Source organism: Methylovorus mays (genome assembly GCF_020531915.1).
Classification (GTDB): Bacteria; Pseudomonadota; Gammaproteobacteria; order Burkholderiales; family Methylophilaceae; genus Methylovorus; species Methylovorus mays.
Genome location: NZ_JAJAVG010000004.1, coordinates 415511 through 431664 on the forward strand (window position 1 = coordinate 415511; position 16154 = coordinate 431664).

Below are 16154 nucleotides of genomic sequence, written 5' to 3' on the forward strand. Positions count from 1 at the left end.
CACTGGCCTTTTTGTTTCATGTATACAGCGCTCAATCTGCCCCACTTTCCACAAAAGGATTAACACAAGCACGCCATGTAACATTTGGCTTGATTATCTGGCAATCAATGTGAAATGCCGCAGAAGCTTTCTTTCAGATCATAAAACTCAGGATATATTCAAGAGTAAAAAAGCCCACCAATGCGTGGCCTTTTTGCTGAGATGCCATTATGAGCCGTTTACTACTGGCACTACCGCCCTTACATCCGGATTCTTAAACAGCCATTGATCTTTCGTCTCGCAAGTTTTCGTTTTTATTTCAAAGGCAATCAGCAAGGCGCAGAACAAATCATCATGACTTAGGGGCGAGTCTTCGTAGGGCTTGATCATGCTGACCGGGTAATCAAAGTGCTTACCGGCCCAAAATACGGCGGGAACGTGGGTTTGCTCTATCGGTGCCGTGGCATAAGGTGCTGCATGTAGGTATACCCCCTTCTCTCCTAACGATTCGCCATGATCACTTACATAAAACATGGCGGTGGCATGCGTATTATCGTAATTCTTTAAAAAGTCGATGATGCTGGCCAGAAAGTAGTCGGTATACCGAACGGCATTGTCATAACCGTTGTTGATTTCTTCGGGTGTGCAACTCCGCAGTTCACCTGTTTTGCATACAGGTTTGAAGTACTCAAAATCCTTGGGGTAGCGCCGGTAGTATTCCGGTCCATGGTTACCCATCTGATGCAGAACAATCAGTATGTCTTTACCTTTATGCCCTTCGATATATTTATCCAGGCCTGAAAGCATGCCAATATCGCGGCATTCCGTGTCGCATTCAGGGTTAAAGCTGGGACTTTTGAAGTCTTCATACTGGACCCGGGTGGCCACGCCCTTGGAGTCAGAGTTGTTATCCCGCCATAGAACCTGAACCCCCTCTTCTGACAATATATCCAGGGCATTTTTGTATTGCGCGGCTTTCTGCCTGGTGAAATGCTCACGACCTAACGCGGAGAACATGCAGGGTACGGATTCACCAGTGGATGTTCCGCACGAACTCACATGCTTAAGGCTGATAACATCGCGTTTTTCCAGTTCAGGATTGGTCGGTCGATGATAGCCATTGAGCGAAAAACGGTCAGCTCTGGCGGTTTCGCCCACGACCAGAATGATAAGCTCACTCTCGCGATGTTTGCCCACCTCCTGAGCGTCTGCCGCGGCTTCATGCAGCACAGTACTCAGGGTTACCGCTTTCGCATACTGATGGACATAGGAAATTGTCGAGTAAGCCCAACCAGTTGGGTTGACATACAGGCGCGTAATTTTGTGCTCTTTGACAAAATTACTGAAGTTGGCGGGGGCTACAGCAATAGCGAGCGTTATGCCAAGCAATAGCCATACTGAAAGTTTGATCCTGGAAGCCAACTCGGGCCTACGACCTTCAGATAACGGCCAACAGCGAATGATGAGCACAACTGGCAGTAAGCCAAGGAAGAATAGACGCAACAGCATGCTGGTGTTGATCAGGCCTGCTATTTCCTGGGGGTCAGTTTCAAACAAGTTGTTGATCATGACGACATCAATCACCACACCGTAATGATCCATGTAATACGCAACAAGTGACGAGACGAATACCAGGGCAGCCAATATCCATTTGCCAGCCTTGCCATGACACACCCATAGCATGAAAAGCACAGTACTTAAGGCAAAAAACAATCCGATACTGACTAAATGCAGCAAGTTGATACCGAACGCAATATCCAGCGGATATAGTGCAAGCAAATTCGCCCACAGGGAAAGATTGGCAGCAAGCAACAAGAAGAGCGAAGCAGTCGCGAGAAATCGGGTTTGGCGGGTAAAAATGGGGATCACCTTAGTTGTTATCCTGAAGCTGCAAAAACGAACGACACGCGTGGCTTATCCACGTCTACCACTACTATATGTCCAGGCCATAGCTTTAATTCAGAACTAAACAAAAAGCCTGCAATATGCAGGCTTTCTTACATGTTATGAGTAATTAAATTTGTTTTACTCAGCGGCAATTTGTTGCTTGTGCATCAATCGCTCAAGATATGCAATATAACGCATCAGGCGGGCTTGCGTTTGCGGCTTGACGTCCACATACGAAAAGCCGGCCCTGAAATGGCGTAAGGAAGTGCCTTCATTCATTTCAAGTACATTTCGCACCAGCATGGTGACATTGATCTCGCCGAACTCGGGGACGACAAAATTACAGTCGTGGTACGTTGCCCCAACTTCGAGCGTGCTGTGCTTGCTTTTAGGTAACACCAAAGCCAAGCCTGCGATGCTGATGTCAAGCACCGGAAAAGATGGGGCACTTTCCGTCATGGGGATGGTACAGAGCAGCCCCGGCGGCGGGATACGGAAAAATTCACGCTGATTGTGTTCTGGATGAATCATGGTTTTTTATCATTAATTTTAAAGTTATTGCCAAACCGAAAGTCGTTTGTGCAACATGAACTGCCGCCCAAAACGATAACCCTTGAATAGGATTCTAGCAGGTATTTTTCGTACCTGAATGAAAAATGCCACGCGAATATCCTGCGTGGCATCTCTTTTACATTTCAACTTCTATTGTTATTGAGCCTTACGAAACTCAGCGGCCCCCTCTTGTGCCGCTTGCTGAATACGCTCTTGCACGGGGACCAGCAATTTCTGGCTTTCCATAATGATTTGCTGGGTAACAGCTGGCATTTTATTCATGGATGATTTGCCAGCAGGCGTTTTGTAAAATGCGGTCAGTGCGTTGACTTCATCCTGAGTAAAATTCTTTTTGTAGAGACTGGTATATATGCTCTGGAAGTTGTCCCAAGTCATGACTTCCGCCATGATATTGGAGATTTTTTCCGACGTGGCATTCAATACCTTCTCCTGCTGAGGGTTGAGTTGTCGGCCGCCTAATTGCCCCAGAATTGAGGCCTTTACCGAGGTGGCGTTCTGGGCTCGGATCTTTTCCAGCATCTGCTTGGCATTCATGGCGTCGAGCAGATTTTTAATGGACTCGTCGGTGGGTGCACTATCTGCTGCCAGCGCATGCAGAGAGATAAACAAAGCAAAGATACATACGATAATACGTGTCACGTGACCTCCTGTAGAGTATGTCGTTTAATAGCAAAAAGCCCGCTAGAGGCCACAATTGAACATAAATCATACTCTAATGCGCCTCACTGAGGTATGCACTTAGTTAAGAAGTCATCTTTATCAGAACCGTACGCACTTCTCCCCATCATTATCGACCATGCACGGCTTCAAGCCTGCTCTTCATGTTGACAACCTCACTCTCGCATACATCGGAGCGCCAGACGACAGAATCGCCCAGCGCTCCCTAAGAGCTAACGACCCCTTGATATTGATCAAGAAATGTTTTCTTAATGCCTTGCCCCGGAAATCATGAAGTCACTCGCCATACGGCTCAGCGCCTCCGGATTTTTTACGATCAGACGCATGTTTTCCTTTGCGACTATCCCTTCGCTTACCAGCAAGCCTAGCGCACGCGATACAGTTTCACGGCTGGTGTTGACCATGATGGCGACTTGCTGGTGGGAGGGAAAGTGTTCGACATACGCCTGATTACTTGCCATGCGCGAGATCAATAAGAAAACCCGGCTGTAAGCGTTAGGTATGCCTAGCAGGCAACGAAGATCCGTTACCATGCGCATGCGATGGCACATGTCCTTCAACATGCGCTCCGCGATCTTGGGTACGTGACTGACCAGACTATTGACTTTGCTTTTGGGTAGAGCAGCAATCAGCGATTCAGAAACAGCGACAATGGAAGCCGCTCGCGGCAAGTCATCAAGCACTGAAAGCTCACCAAAGTAATCGCCCGGAGAAATAAAACTGAGCCCTGTCTGCCGCCCCTCTGCCGAGATGTCCACGACCATCAGGCGTCCGCTCAACAAAAAGAATAGTTCGCCAGCCTCATCACCCTTGTGACAGACGAAATTCTTTTTCTCAATCCGGAACATTCTGAAATATCGGTAATACTCTTCCAGCAATGGCTGGGGCAGCCCCTGAAGTAAAGGCAGCGCTTTAACTTGTGTAATACTCATATGAACCCCTATGGATGCTTGGTAAATCTGCTTATAGTTATTTGCGTATCCTGCCAGCAGATGGCTGCTGGTGAATGCACAACCCGGTAAAACATTCCTTCATCAATTTTTTATTTTGGCTTTGCCATACATTTGCCTAAGCAGGTCTGGGCATGAAGGCGCCCGGCAGCATTGCTATCAGCAAATGCAAGGCTAGCAGCAGATTTTCACCTCAGCTATTGGCTCAAGGTGCTATATGAGGATGGTGCAAGCTAGGCTTTATCAGCATATTTATGCAGCACCGGCATGATTGAAAGACTTAACACGGTCGCAAACAAAACAAATTAACCACATGATTTTATTTGACTAATCGAAAGTCATCGTCAAAATTCAATGTGGTTTGCAATGTGCAATGGACTAGCAACCTGAGATATCCACAACGTGGAAAAATCTGGCTGTATTGAAAATATTGCAGGTAATTGAGGGGCGTTGATTAGTGCCGAAAGCACTAAGGGATGAGTACTATCTAATCCAGATAAGGCAGCTGGACAGAGATTTCAAAGCCAACAGGGGAAATATTACGGGCGGATATTTTGCCACCATGCATCTCGACCACTTGCTTGGCCAATGCAAGTCCGATGCCATGGCCATCAGACCCTAGCCCGGAGTTTGCACGGTAAAATGGCTGGAAGATCGTTTCCAATTCGTGGGGAGCAACCCCCATGCCTTGGTCGCGTATGCGAATGAACACAAGGTGTGCATCAGGGTCACTCGTGACATCAATATCCACATCACTACCATCTGGGCCATATTTGAGGGCGTTACGTATGATATTTTCCAGAGCACGATGCAGAAGGTCTGGCTGAGCTTCAAGTACAAAGTCATCGTGGGGCAATAATCGTACTTCTATCTTACGATCCTTGGCTTCAAACTGGGCGTCTTCCGCCAGAGTGAACAGCAGATCACTAAGCTCCAGGCGCTCTTTGTGAATATTGGTAACACCAGATTCCAGTCGTGAAAATGCCAACAGCTCGCCTACCAGCTTATCCATTCGCATGGACTCACGCTCAATACGCTCCAGCGAACTACTGACTTTTTCAGGACTTTGCCGGGCCAAGCCAATCGCCATCTGCATGCGTGCCAGCGGTGAACGCAATTCATGGGAGACATGATGCAGAAGCCTTGATTGTCCCTGTAGCAGAGCCCCGAGGCGCGATGCCATCGTATCAAAATCACGCCCAAGGTCGCTAAGCTCATCACGGCGATGCCCCATGGTGCCAGCCACGCGCACTTCGAGATCCCCGTCAGTCGCGGTAATGAAAGCCTGCCGCAAACTGCGTATGGGTTTTGAGAAATACCACGCCAACAAGGCTGCAAACACCAGACTGGCGATCACCCCGGCTGATAGAGGCACCAAGGGAAATACACGCCAGAAGCGCGAACGCATACCACTATTTTGCGGAGGTGGGGGCGGCCTGTCATCAGATAGCTCACCCGGAGGTGGCTGGCGCATGCCGGATGGATCATGCATGTCGGGGGGCGGTCCCTGCGGCCCTTCCATTCCATCATTGAACGAGGGCTGCCCCCCACGCGTACGCGCCGGCACAAACAGAAGATACTGATGACCATCATTCGCATGAATACTGCGTACCGCCTCGTCTTTATCAAGTTCCGAGATCGCATGCTGCAGCAGCTCGGGAGCCACCCTGCGCTGCAACAGATCCTCACCCGCTTCGTTAACCACAAAAACCTGCGGCATGCGACGTTGCGGCCAGCCCTCCAGCATTTTGCGTGTCGCTTCGACACCGCCATGCTCCAGCGTGGCAGATACTGCCACCAGTACCGACATGGCAGGAGGGCTTGCTTCAATGAGGGATTGAGAGTTTTCCTGGCTGCGGTTGTGCGCCCACACAGCCAGCCCGACACCGAATACCGATGTCAGCTGCGCGAACAGGAAAAAGAAAAAGAACTTCCAGTAAAGCCGCCCCATAATTATTCGCGGACGAGCTGATAACCCATACGATAAACCGTTTGTATGTAGTGGCGCCCATTGGCATAGGCGTCAATCTTCTGGCGGATACTACTGAGGTGAACATCAATGCTGCGATCAAATCTGGCCAGTGGGCGGCCAAGACCTTGCAGGGAAAGGTCACTTTTGCTGACGACGCGGCCCGCATGGCGCACCAGCACTTCCAACAGGTTGAATTCGGTACTGGTAAGCTCCAGTACATTCCCGGACCATTCGGCGCGCCGCTGTTCCGGCCACAATGTTAATGCCCCGACCGTGATCTGCACGGGCTGAGTGTTATCCGCAGGCTGGGTTCGACGCAAAATAGCGCGAACGCGCGCAACAATCTCTCTAGGGGTACATGGCTTGGGCACATAATCATCAGCTCCCAATTCAAGCCCGACGATACGATCAGCATCCTCGCCCTTGGCCGTCAGCATGAGTACCGGCGTATTTTTTTCAGCCCGGATGGCACGCAAGGCATCAATGCCATTCATCTTGGGCATCATCACATCCAGCAGGATCAGATCATAGGTATCGCGCAGGGCTTGTTGCGAACCTGATTCGCCATCATAAGCGACTGTTGGCTCAAAGCCTTCCTGCTCAAGGTATTCCTTCAGCATTCCTACCAATTCAACGTCGTCGTCAATCAGCAAGACTTTATTCATGGCGTAAACATCATTCCTATTTTTGATCATTCGGTGATGATAACGAGCGACACGGGCATGAGACAACGCTACACCCGGTGTTTTACCTATTTTTACATACAAAACCCGGTATTGGTTTACCTAACTTAACCTTTATTTAACAGAGGTTTACAGGCACATTCGGCAGAATGTCAGTGCACTTGCCGGCCATGATGACCGGCATGACTATCAGCCCAGGAGAGATCATGAACACTAGCACATTATACAAGCTAACATTAGCCGCTGGCCTGATTGGCCTTAGCCTGCCATTGTTACTTCAAGCACAACCATTGTTGCAGGAGCGCCCAGGCCCTGCGCTGGAGCGTCCTATCAGCCCACCCATGCCCGACATCAAAATGACGCCAGGACTCCCCCCTTACTTGCGCGGACTGGATTTGAGTGAGGCGCAGGAGGATCAAATATTCGCATTGATGCACGATCAGATTCCCGCCTTGCGCGAGCAGCAAAAGCAACGTCGTCATGCGCTGGACGATCTGGAAGCCTTATCCAAGGCTGGCAGCTTTGATGAGCGCAAGGCTCAACAACTGGCGGAAAAGTTGAGTGAGATCGAAAAGCAGTTCGTACTGTCACGCGCGCGCAATGATTTCAAGATCAATGGCATATTGACCGCCGATCAGCGCAAGCAATTAGAGGAAACAAAAGCGCAATTCGGTAAACATAAAGCGCAAGAGCCCGTAAAATTCACACCTCAGAAAAGCCAAAAGTCAGCATTAACCCTGATTTAAATTACCGTTACATTTTTCAAATACCCGCTTTATCATGCTGATTTAGCGGGCTTTTCTCCTTAACATTGTTTTACCCAACTTAACACTTTCCGCCCACAAAAAACACAGTAATTTGACCGATACTAGTTCATGTGGGCTCGGTATTGCTCGTTCTATACTCGATGCGACCACATTGTTCCGGGGGGAGCAGCAAAATAAAGGAGAAAAATGATGATATCCAGCATTTCCACGTCACAAATTGCCAGCAGCCTGTTTTCCAAGCTGGACACCAAAAGCCAGGGCTACATTGAAAAAGCTGACCTCGAAACAGCATTTTCTTCAATCAGCTCTGATTCCGACTCCAGTAGCGTCGATGAGTTGTTCACCGCACTAGACAGTGACAGTGATGGCAAGGTCACTGAAGATGAAATGTCCTCAGGCCTTGATACCCTGATGAGCCAGCTTAACAGCCAATTCGACAGCATGCGCATGCAGGGCGGTGGTCAAGGCATGCCACCGCCCCCACCTCCGTCTGAAGGTCAGGATGAAGGTTATACACAGGATGAGCTGACCAGCATTGCATCGAGCACCGATGACAGCCAGCTCGCCAGCCTGATGACGGAAGTCGCGGAGAATTTTGAGGAAGCTGATACCAATCAGGATGGAAAGGTAACTGGACAAGAGGCCATGGCTTATAAGGAGTCCAGTAGCGAAAGCAGCAGTTCAACAACAAGCAGTAGCAGTAGCACTAGCACTTCCGCCTCCAGTAGCAGCTTGAGCCAGATTGCCCAACAGATCCAACAGTTGATCACGGCCTATGGCTTGGATTCCAGCAGTTCTTCCAGCCTGTCTTACACCGCCTGATCATAAAGTCAGAAAAAAGGCGCACTCACTGGGTGCGCCTTTTACAGTTTGGATACCTTTACAAAGGCGTCCTGCTTTAAAACCTCTGGCTCAAAGACTTTCAAACGCCTCACATAGCATGCTGAGCATGGTACCGAATATCGGCATTATGTCATCTGGACTGAATGGTGCATTTTCATCCGTCCCCGCCACGACAAACGCCACCACGGCTTTGTCCAGATCCTGCCTATAGTTCATCCAGTGCTCGGCCTCTGCATCCCCGATCAGTTGATATTTATGCTGACCGGACTCGATAATCTCCAACCACTCATCTTCGCCCAGCTCGACAAACAATGATTTGGCAATGGTTACAGCCGTTTTCTGGAAGTCCGGCTGCACGCCTTCATCGCCTAGCGGCAATACGAGATAGGTATATACCAGCATGGCATAAGCCTGATAGACACTCAGCATGTCAAAATTTTCAACGCGCTCGTCCGCCGGGGAGCGCTCTGCCAGCTGGATTGCCCTGACAGTCAGATAACAGGCCAGAAAATGCGCGGCATCCTGCACATCACCGTCGTCCACGCTGATGGACGCGGCATCGCCGCCCATTTCATGGAGCGCAATGCCGTAGAGCAGATTCAATCGTTGAGAATATTGCATGGTGTTTTTCCGTTATTTCAATTATGTAATGAGTCAGCCCAGGCTTTATGCCGCAGGCATGCTTTCCAACTGTGCCATGACCTCCAGCCAGCGTTCTTCGGCAGCCTCTATCTGTTGGGCCAGCTCGGCCTGCTTTTTCAATAACTGCTGCAGCTCGCTCTTGTCGCTGGCACTATAAAGCTCGCCATCGGCCAAGCGCGCCTCCAGTGCCACTTTTTGCTCTTGCCATTCCGCCATCCGACTTTCCAGCTGCTCGGCTTCTTTGGTCAGTGGACGGCGCTCAGCCAGCCTGGCCTGACGCTCTGCCTTGTTCTGGGCCTTATCGTTCTTTTTCGCAAGTTCGTTTTGTAGCGGCTGCGCGCGCAATTTGTCCTGCGCTTTTTGCTCAGCGAGCCAGATTCGGTAATCCTCCAGATCGCCATCGAATACTTGCGCCTTGCCATCGGCGACCAGGACAAAGCGATCACAGCTTGCACGCAACAACGCTCGATCATGAGAAACCAGCACCACGCCGCCCTCATAAGCCTGCAAGGCCACCGTCAAGGCATGGCGCATTTCGAGATCAAGATGATTGGTCGGCTCATCCAGCAGCAAAAGATTCGGGCGAGTCCAGATCAAAAGCGCCAGCGCCAGCCGTGACTTTTCACCGCCAGAGAACATCCCGCAAGGAGCACTGGCCATGTCGCCGCGAAAGTCAAAGCCACCCAGGTAATTGCGATGCTCTTGCTCGCGCGTTTGGGGGTCAAGTCTCAGCATATGCTGCAGTGGAGACTCATCGGCCCGGAGCTGCTCAAGCTGATGCTGGGCAAAATAGCCTATGCTGAGCTCTTTGCCTTCCACCCGCTTGCCACCCAGGGCAGGCATGCTGCTGGAAAGGAGTTTGATCAGGGTGGATTTACCCGCTCCGTTGCGACCCAGCAGGCCAATACGCTCACCGGGCCGTATGGTCAGGGCTATATCATCCAGCACGGTCTTGCCTGCGTAACCAGCCGCCATGTCGTCCAGTACCAGCAACGGATCTGGGGTCGCCAACGGTGCACGAAATTCGAAGCCAAACGGACTGTCCGCATGCGCCGCACTGATCAGCTCCATGCGCTCAAGTGCCTTGATTCGACTCTGGGCCTGCCGGGCTTTGGTAGCCTTGGCGCGAAAACGGTCAATATAGCTTTGCAGGTGGGCGACTTCGCGTTGCTGGCGCTCATACACAGATTGCTGTTGTGCCAGACGCTCGGCACGCTGCCGCTCAAAATCCGAATAACCGCCACGATAGAGCGTGAATTTCTGCTGCTCAATATGCGCGATGTGATTGACAATCGCATCCAGAAAATCGCGATCATGCGAGATCAGCAATAAGGTGCCCGGGTAACTTTTCAGCCAGCTCTCCAGCCAGATAACCGCATCCAGGTCCAAATGGTTGGTGGGCTCATCCAGCAAGAGCAAATCAGAGCGACACATCAATGCACGCGCCACATTCAGCCGCACGCGCCAGCCGCCCGAAAAGTCCGATACCGGACGCTCAAGGTCCGCCGAAGTAAAGCCCAGGCCATCCATCAGCTCGGCAGCACGGGCCCGCGCCGCATAAGCACCAATTTCACCCAGGCGCGCATGCAATTCGCCCAGCCGCACACCGTCTTGTGCCTCTTCCGCTGCTTTCACCTCATGCTCCAGGCGACGCAATTCCGCATCCCCATCAAGTACAAACTCGATGGCCGCATCCGGCAGCGCAGGGGTTTCCTGCGCCACATGCGCGATCACCCAGTGAGGAGGAATATCAAGGTCACCCGACTCGGGGTGCAACTCACCCCGCAACATGGCAAACACACTGGACTTGCCCGCACCATTGGCGCCAGTCAAACCGACTTTATGGCCGGGATGCAACTGGAAGCTGGCATCTTCAATCAGCACTTTTACGCCACGTGTAAGGTGGAGATTCTTGAATTGAATCAATCTGGTCTCTTTATCTGCTGTGCCTTGTCAAAAGGCCAAAGGCGTCATTTTAAATGAATCGGGGTATTCACGCTTCCGCCTTATCCAACAAAAGTGGCGGAAACCCGCTGCCAATGGCCAATTTAATCGTCTAAAGCGTTGACCAATCTGCATTGAAAATGAAATACTCACAGGTTGTTAGCACTGCGGCGCACCGCTCCCTCTATACGTACCGGCTAACAGGTACGGCTTTGAAAGATTATGGTCAAAAAGTCTCTGTTTTGGGTTTACCGATTTACCCTGCTCACCTTGTGGCTCGCCATCTTTGTATTTGCGGCTGCGGTTCTGAGCATGCGTTATCTGGTGTTGCCCAACATAGACAAATACCGGGCGGATATCGAAGCACGTGCCACCGCCGCGATGGGCCAGAAAGTCAGCATCGGTGAAATCAAGGCCAGCTGGGATGGCCTCAACCCCCACCTTAGCCTGTATAACGTGGATATTCATGATGCGGAAGAGCGCCCCGCCCTTAGTCTTGGACATGTGGAAGCGAGCTTGTCCTGGCTCAGCATTCCTCTTTTGGAGCCCAGGCTTTCCAGCATCGAGATATACCAACCAGCGCTGACCATACGCCGCGACGCGCAAGGCACCCTGTATGTCGCCGGCATCGCAATGGGCGGCCCTTCGCGCCCACAATTTGCCAACTGGGCATTGCGCCAGTCGCGCATTGATGTGCTGGATGCCAGCGTCATATGGGAAGATGAGTTGCGCAAAGCCCCTCCTCTCAGCCTGACCCAGCTTAATCTGCGCGTGGTAAGCCCGGCCTGGAAAGGCCTGATCGGCCATCACATGTTTGGCCTGCGTGCATTGCCTTCTGCAGGCTCATCGGCCCCTATCGATATTCGCGGCAATCTGTATGGCAAAGACATTAGCCAGCCTGAAGACTGGAATGGCACCGTGTACGCCAAGCTGGAAGGCACGGACATCTCGGCCTGGCGGAAGTGGATTTCGTATCCGTTTGATCTTTATGAAGGCTACGGTGCAGCCCGTTTCTGGCTGCACCTGGACGAAGGCAAGCCCAGCAATATTGTCAGTGACGTCATCCTGAGCGATGTTAAAACGCGCTTGTCGCCAACCAGCCCACAAGCCACGCTCAACCATTTGTCTGGGCGCCTGAGCTGGGACAAGCATAAAGACGGGCAGGAATTCACTGCCGAAAAGATCAAACTCAACACGCCCGATGGCCTGGATATGCAAAACGGCAATATCAGCCTCCGCGAGCGCTGGATCAAGGACAAGCAATGGACTGAAGGACGCGTTCGGCTGGATGAGATTTTACTCGATACGCTGAATACCTTCGCGGGCTATATCCCACTGCCAAACAACGTGCAGCAAAATCTGCAGGACATCAGTCCCACTGGCAAACTGGAAAATGTCGATATCAGCTGGCGTGGTAGCGAAACCATTCCGCAGGAATACAGCTTGCGCAGCAAGTTCAGTAACCTGGGCATGCGGCCATTCCGGCAATTCCCCGGCTTCAGCAACCTCAGTGGCAGTGTGGATGCAGATGAGGAAAACGGCACGCTGACGCTGAATGCGCGCAATGCAGCGATTGAGCTGGAAAAAGTCATGCGTTGGCCCATTCCTGCAGACCGCCTGAGCGGCGAAGTGAAATGGATCCATCGCAAAAACGGCCTGGACATTCGCGTAAAGAACTTCGCCATTGCCAATCCGCATCTGGCAGGAACCATCAATGCCAACTACCTGATGAATGGCATCAAGGGTGGCTATCTGGACCTGAATGCGAAGTTTGGTCAGGCTGATGCGCAATATGCCCGCTTCTACTACCCCAAGATACTGGGCGAACACACGCTGGCCTGGCTGGATAGCGCGATCCTGAAAGGACGTGGCCAGGATATCAATGTGACGGTCAAGGGCAATCTACATGACTTCCCTTACCCGAATAATAAAACCGGCCTGTTCCGTGTGACAGCCAAGATCAATGACGGTGAACTGGACTACGCCCCGGGCTGGCCCAAAATCCTGGGTATCAAGCTGGATATGTTGTTTGAAGGTAATCGCATGGAATTGAATGCCTCCGACGGCACGATCCTGGGAACCCGCATTACCAAAGCCAATATTGCCATTCCTGGCTTGCATGTCCCTGAGCCCATCCTCAACATCACGGGGGAAGCCAGCGGCCTGGTGAGTGACGGTATACGATTCATCAACAACAGCCCCTTGCTGCATCTGGCGGAAGGCTTCACACCTACCCTGGTGACATCGGGTGATGGCAAGCTCAATCTGCAACTGACCATTCCCTTGCATGACCCCAATAGCACCAAGGTAAAGGGCAGCTACGCCATCAAAAATGGCAGCATGAGCGACAAAGAGATTCCCGAGATCACCCGCATCAATGGCAAGCTGGACTTCACAGAAAATGGACTGCATGCGCAGAATGTCAGCCACTGGATTTATGGCGGTCCAGCCGTGCTCAACCTGGTGACCAACAAAGACCATTCCGTTCATATCACCGCCCGCGGACGCATCAACGATGCTGGTCTGCGCCAAGCCTTTGGGCCGGGCATGGCAGATCGCATTTCCGGAAGCACCGACTGGAATGGGGATATTCATATCCAGAACAAATTACTGAATGTGACGGTAGATTCCAGCCTGGTAGGCATTACTTCCTCGTTGCCACCACCACTGAGCAAGTCACCGGCGGACATCATGCCTTTGCATGTTGAAAAACGGCAAACTACGCCAGCTCAGGATAGCTTCAATGTTGCGCTGGGAAATTTCATCACCGCTAAAATCCTGCGCTCCGAGCTGAATGGAAAAATGAAGATAGACCATGGCGACATAGCAGTAAATGCACCAGCAGAGTCGCCTAGCCAGAGCGCGCAACCGGGCATTACGATACGCGCCGTACTGGAACAGCTGGATGCCGACGAATGGCGCAATCTGGCCGACAAAACCTCCGCCGGCACAGGCACCAGCAACACTCTTAGCCTCAACGGTACAGCAGCACCCGCGGCCACCGTAAGCAGCAGTACGGCCATACCACCGATTGCCAAGGTGGATTTGACAGTTAACCGCCTGGATATTTTTGACAAACGCATCAACAGTCTCAAACTGAATGCGCGTCCCATTAGCGGTGGCTGGCAGCTCAATGTACAGAGCCATGAGATGAATGGCGACATCCAGTGGCTGAGCGCAGGCAATGGCAAGGTCATTGCGCGACTGAAAAATCTGATTTCCCCCAGCTCTACTCCTAATACCGCTGAACTGCGCACCCAGGGCGATTTCAAGCAACAGGCGCAGCAATATCCAGCACTGGACATCGTGGCGGAAAATTACGAAATGGGTAACAAAAAACTTGGGCGCCTGGAACTACAGGCCAGCGAGCAAAATGACGACTGGAGCATAGAAAAGCTCAAAATCATCAACCCGGATAGCACCTTGACTGCCGAGGGCGAATGGCACAACTGGAAGCGCAGCCCCAACACACGCATCACGCTAAGCTGGGATATCAAGGACTTGGGCAAGACCCTGGAACGCTTTGGCTACCCCGGCACCGTCAAGGGTGGCGAAGCCGACCTGACTGGTCAGCTGAAATGGCCAGGCAGTCCACATGAGTTCAACTCTGCCGGCTTGAGCGGCAACTTGCAACTGGATGCGCGCCATGGACAGATTCTGAAAATTCAGCCTGGCGTTGGGCGTTTGTTCAGCATGCTGAGTCTGCAAAACCTGCCGCGCCGCCTGACGTTTGATTTCCGCGATGTCTTCAGTAGCGGCTTTACATTCGATAAAATTGGCGGCAGCGTCAAGATCGACAAGGGCGTGATGCGCAGCGATGATTTCCGCATGGAAGGTCCGACAGCGCGCGTAGATATGCGTGGAGAAACGGATCTGCAAAAAGAAACGCAGCACCTTTACATCAAGGTGACGCCTTACCTGAGCGACAGTCTCTCCATTGCCGCACTGGCCGGTGGCCCGGTAGTTGGCGCTGCTGCCTATGTTGCACAAAAACTGCTGAAAGATCCGCTCAACCAATTGGCGGCTGACGAGTATGAAATCGGCGGTACATGGGATAACCCGCAAGAGCTCAAAGGAGATAGCCGGACACGTGCCCCTGCCACTCCGGCGGTGAGTCCGCTCGGCAAATAACCTGGCAGCCTGGCTTACGTCTATCCTGGATGGGCGTATCCTATGTATCACCCATGAAAAAGCAGCACCTATAAAGTATCATCCATAAAAAACGATAATATTGTTCGGAATCAAGATGGCTATCAAATCTCGCGCAAAAGTAGTGAAATCCAGCAAACCTGCAGCGCCTACTCCTGGCATCGTCCGGGTGGCAGCCATTCAGATGGCCTCGGGGCCCAATGTCTCCGCCAACCTCAGCGAAGCAGAACGGCTGATTGAAATCGCCGTCGGCCAGGGCGCCAAACTGGTGGCCTTGCCGGAATACTTTGCCATCATGGGTATTCGCGACACTGACAAGGTGGCCGCTCGTGAAAAAGAAGGCAGCGGCCCGATACAGCGCTTTTTATCCAAAATCGCCAAGAAACACGAAATCTGGCTGATCGGCGGCTCTATTCCACTGGAGTCCTCCACTGAGGATAAAGTCCGCAACGCCTGCCTGGTGTTTGACGATAAAGGCAAGCAAGTCGCTCGCTACGACAAGATTCACCTGTTCGGCCTTGATCTTGGTAATGAGCATTATCGGGAAGAAACCACCATAGAAGCCGGCGACAAAGTCGTGGTGCTGGACTCCCCATTCGGAAAAATCGGCCTTTCCATCTGCTATGACCTGCGCTTCCCTGAGCTTTACCGGGCAATGAAAGATGTCGATATCATCGTGGTTCCATCGGCGTTTACCGAAACCACCGGCAAAGCCCACTGGGAAAGCCTGGTACGGGCACGCGCCATTGAAAACCTGAGTTACGTCATTGCTCCGGCGCAAGGCGGTTACCATGCCTCCGGCCGCGAGACGCATGGCAACAGCATGATCGTAGACCCATGGGGCGTCGTGCTCGACCGCTTGCCACGTGGTTCCGGCGTCGTGATTGCCTCGGTGAACGCAGGGTATCAGGCCAGCCTGCGCGGCAGCCTGCCAGCGCTAAAGCATCGCACCCTGTAAAACAGTCGGTCCCACCACAGACTGCGCTTTAAAGACTTACCGCTACAACTTATCGCCTGAGCACAGGCTTTAATGAGTCACAATTGCAGAAAATACGTAACAGGGGAACTCTGCTCCCCTGTTATATTC

General features: G+C 51.9%; 12 protein-coding genes. 4 read left to right on the plus strand and 8 right to left on the minus strand.

Annotated features, from left to right (window positions below):
• Positions 1-207: 207 nt before the first annotated feature.
• The 6 genes from LG203_RS04290 to LG203_RS04315 form a co-directional block, all read right to left on the minus strand.
• Positions 208-1848 (minus strand): phosphoethanolamine transferase, encoded by a 1641-nt coding sequence (locus tag LG203_RS04290; RefSeq protein ID WP_230344641.1) that lies wholly within the window; start codon positions 1846-1848, stop codon positions 208-210.
• Positions 1849-2004: 156 nt separating this feature from the next.
• Entirely contained in the window at positions 2005-2397 is a 393-nt protein-coding gene (locus LG203_RS04295; RefSeq protein ID WP_230344642.1) for a flagellar brake protein, read from the minus strand.
• A 177-nt stretch (positions 2398-2574) separates the two neighbouring features.
• Positions 2575-3078: a DUF2059 domain-containing protein gene (locus LG203_RS04300; protein WP_230344643.1), complete on the minus strand. Its 504-nt coding sequence runs from the start codon at positions 3076-3078 to the stop codon at positions 2575-2577.
• Between the two features lie 287 nt (positions 3079-3365).
• Positions 3366-4049, minus strand: a complete 684-nt coding sequence (locus tag LG203_RS04305) for a Crp/Fnr family transcriptional regulator (protein ID WP_230344644.1) — start codon at positions 4047-4049, stop codon at positions 3366-3368.
• A gap of 505 nt (positions 4050-4554) precedes the next feature.
• Positions 4555-6018 (minus strand): HAMP domain-containing sensor histidine kinase, encoded by a 1464-nt coding sequence (locus LG203_RS04310; RefSeq protein WP_230344645.1) that lies wholly within the window; start codon positions 6016-6018, stop codon positions 4555-4557.
• Positions 6019-6020: 2 nt separating this feature from the next.
• Positions 6021-6704, minus strand: coding sequence for a response regulator transcription factor (locus LG203_RS04315; protein WP_230344646.1), 684 nt, complete (start codon positions 6702-6704; stop codon positions 6021-6023).
• 224 nt (positions 6705-6928) lie between these two features.
• Between LG203_RS04315 and LG203_RS04320 the strand changes: the two genes are divergently transcribed.
• Together LG203_RS04320 and LG203_RS04325 are read left to right on the plus strand one after the other, a co-directional pair.
• Positions 6929-7468 (plus strand): Spy/CpxP family protein refolding chaperone, encoded by a 540-nt coding sequence (locus LG203_RS04320; RefSeq protein ID WP_230344647.1) that lies wholly within the window; start codon positions 6929-6931, stop codon positions 7466-7468.
• A gap of 207 nt (positions 7469-7675) precedes the next feature.
• Positions 7676-8311 (plus strand): EF-hand domain-containing protein, encoded by a 636-nt coding sequence (locus tag LG203_RS04325; protein WP_230344648.1) that lies wholly within the window; start codon positions 7676-7678, stop codon positions 8309-8311.
• Positions 8312-8401: 90 nt separating this feature from the next.
• Here the strand turns inward: LG203_RS04325 and LG203_RS04330 are convergent, their stop codons facing one another.
• Both LG203_RS04330 and LG203_RS04335 read right to left on the minus strand, forming a co-directional pair.
• A complete protein-coding gene (locus LG203_RS04330) occupies positions 8402-8953 on the minus strand; it encodes a hypothetical protein (RefSeq protein WP_230344649.1) in 552 nt (183 codons plus the stop codon).
• Between the two features lie 45 nt (positions 8954-8998).
• Positions 8999-10900 carry an ATP-binding cassette domain-containing protein gene (locus tag LG203_RS04335; protein WP_230344650.1) on the minus strand — a complete coding sequence of 634 codons (1902 nt, stop codon included), beginning with the start codon at positions 10898-10900 and terminating at the stop codon, positions 8999-9001.
• Positions 10901-11140: 240 nt separating this feature from the next.
• Between LG203_RS04335 and LG203_RS04340 the strand changes: the two genes are divergently transcribed.
• Both LG203_RS04340 and LG203_RS04345 read left to right on the plus strand, forming a co-directional pair.
• Complete coding sequence (locus LG203_RS04340) at positions 11141-15049, plus strand: YhdP family protein (RefSeq protein WP_230344651.1); 3909 nt, start codon at positions 11141-11143, stop codon at positions 15047-15049.
• A 115-nt stretch (positions 15050-15164) separates the two neighbouring features.
• Positions 15165-16025, plus strand: coding sequence for a carbon-nitrogen hydrolase family protein (locus LG203_RS04345; RefSeq protein ID WP_230344652.1), 861 nt, complete (start codon positions 15165-15167; stop codon positions 16023-16025).
• The last annotated feature ends 129 nt before the right edge of the window (positions 16026-16154 follow it).

Bases quoted from the DNA above. Each gene is read 5' to 3' on its own strand.
- LG203_RS04295 (WP_230344642.1), bottom strand. From the start codon at position 2,397: ATGATTCATCCAGAACACAATCAGCGTGAATTTTTCCGTATCCCGCCG.
- LG203_RS04305 (WP_230344644.1), bottom strand. From the start codon at position 4,049: ATGAGTATTACACAAGTTAAAGCGCTGCCTTTACTTCAGGGGCTGCCC.
- LG203_RS04310 (WP_230344645.1), bottom strand. From the start codon at position 6,018: ATGGGGCGGCTTTACTGGAAGTTCTTTTTCTTTTTCCTGTTCGCGCAG.
- LG203_RS04315 (WP_230344646.1), bottom strand. From the start codon at position 6,704: ATGAATAAAGTCTTGCTGATTGACGACGACGTTGAATTGGTAGGAATG.
- LG203_RS04320 (WP_230344647.1), top strand. From the start codon at position 6,929: ATGAACACTAGCACATTATACAAGCTAACATTAGCCGCTGGCCTGATT.
- LG203_RS04325 (WP_230344648.1), top strand. From the start codon at position 7,676: ATGATGATATCCAGCATTTCCACGTCACAAATTGCCAGCAGCCTGTTT.
- LG203_RS04330 (WP_230344649.1), bottom strand. From the start codon at position 8,953: ATGCAATATTCTCAACGATTGAATCTGCTCTACGGCATTGCGCTCCAT.
- LG203_RS04340 (WP_230344651.1), top strand. From the start codon at position 11,141: ATGGTCAAAAAGTCTCTGTTTTGGGTTTACCGATTTACCCTGCTCACC.
- LG203_RS04345 (WP_230344652.1), top strand. From the start codon at position 15,165: ATGGCTATCAAATCTCGCGCAAAAGTAGTGAAATCCAGCAAACCTGCA.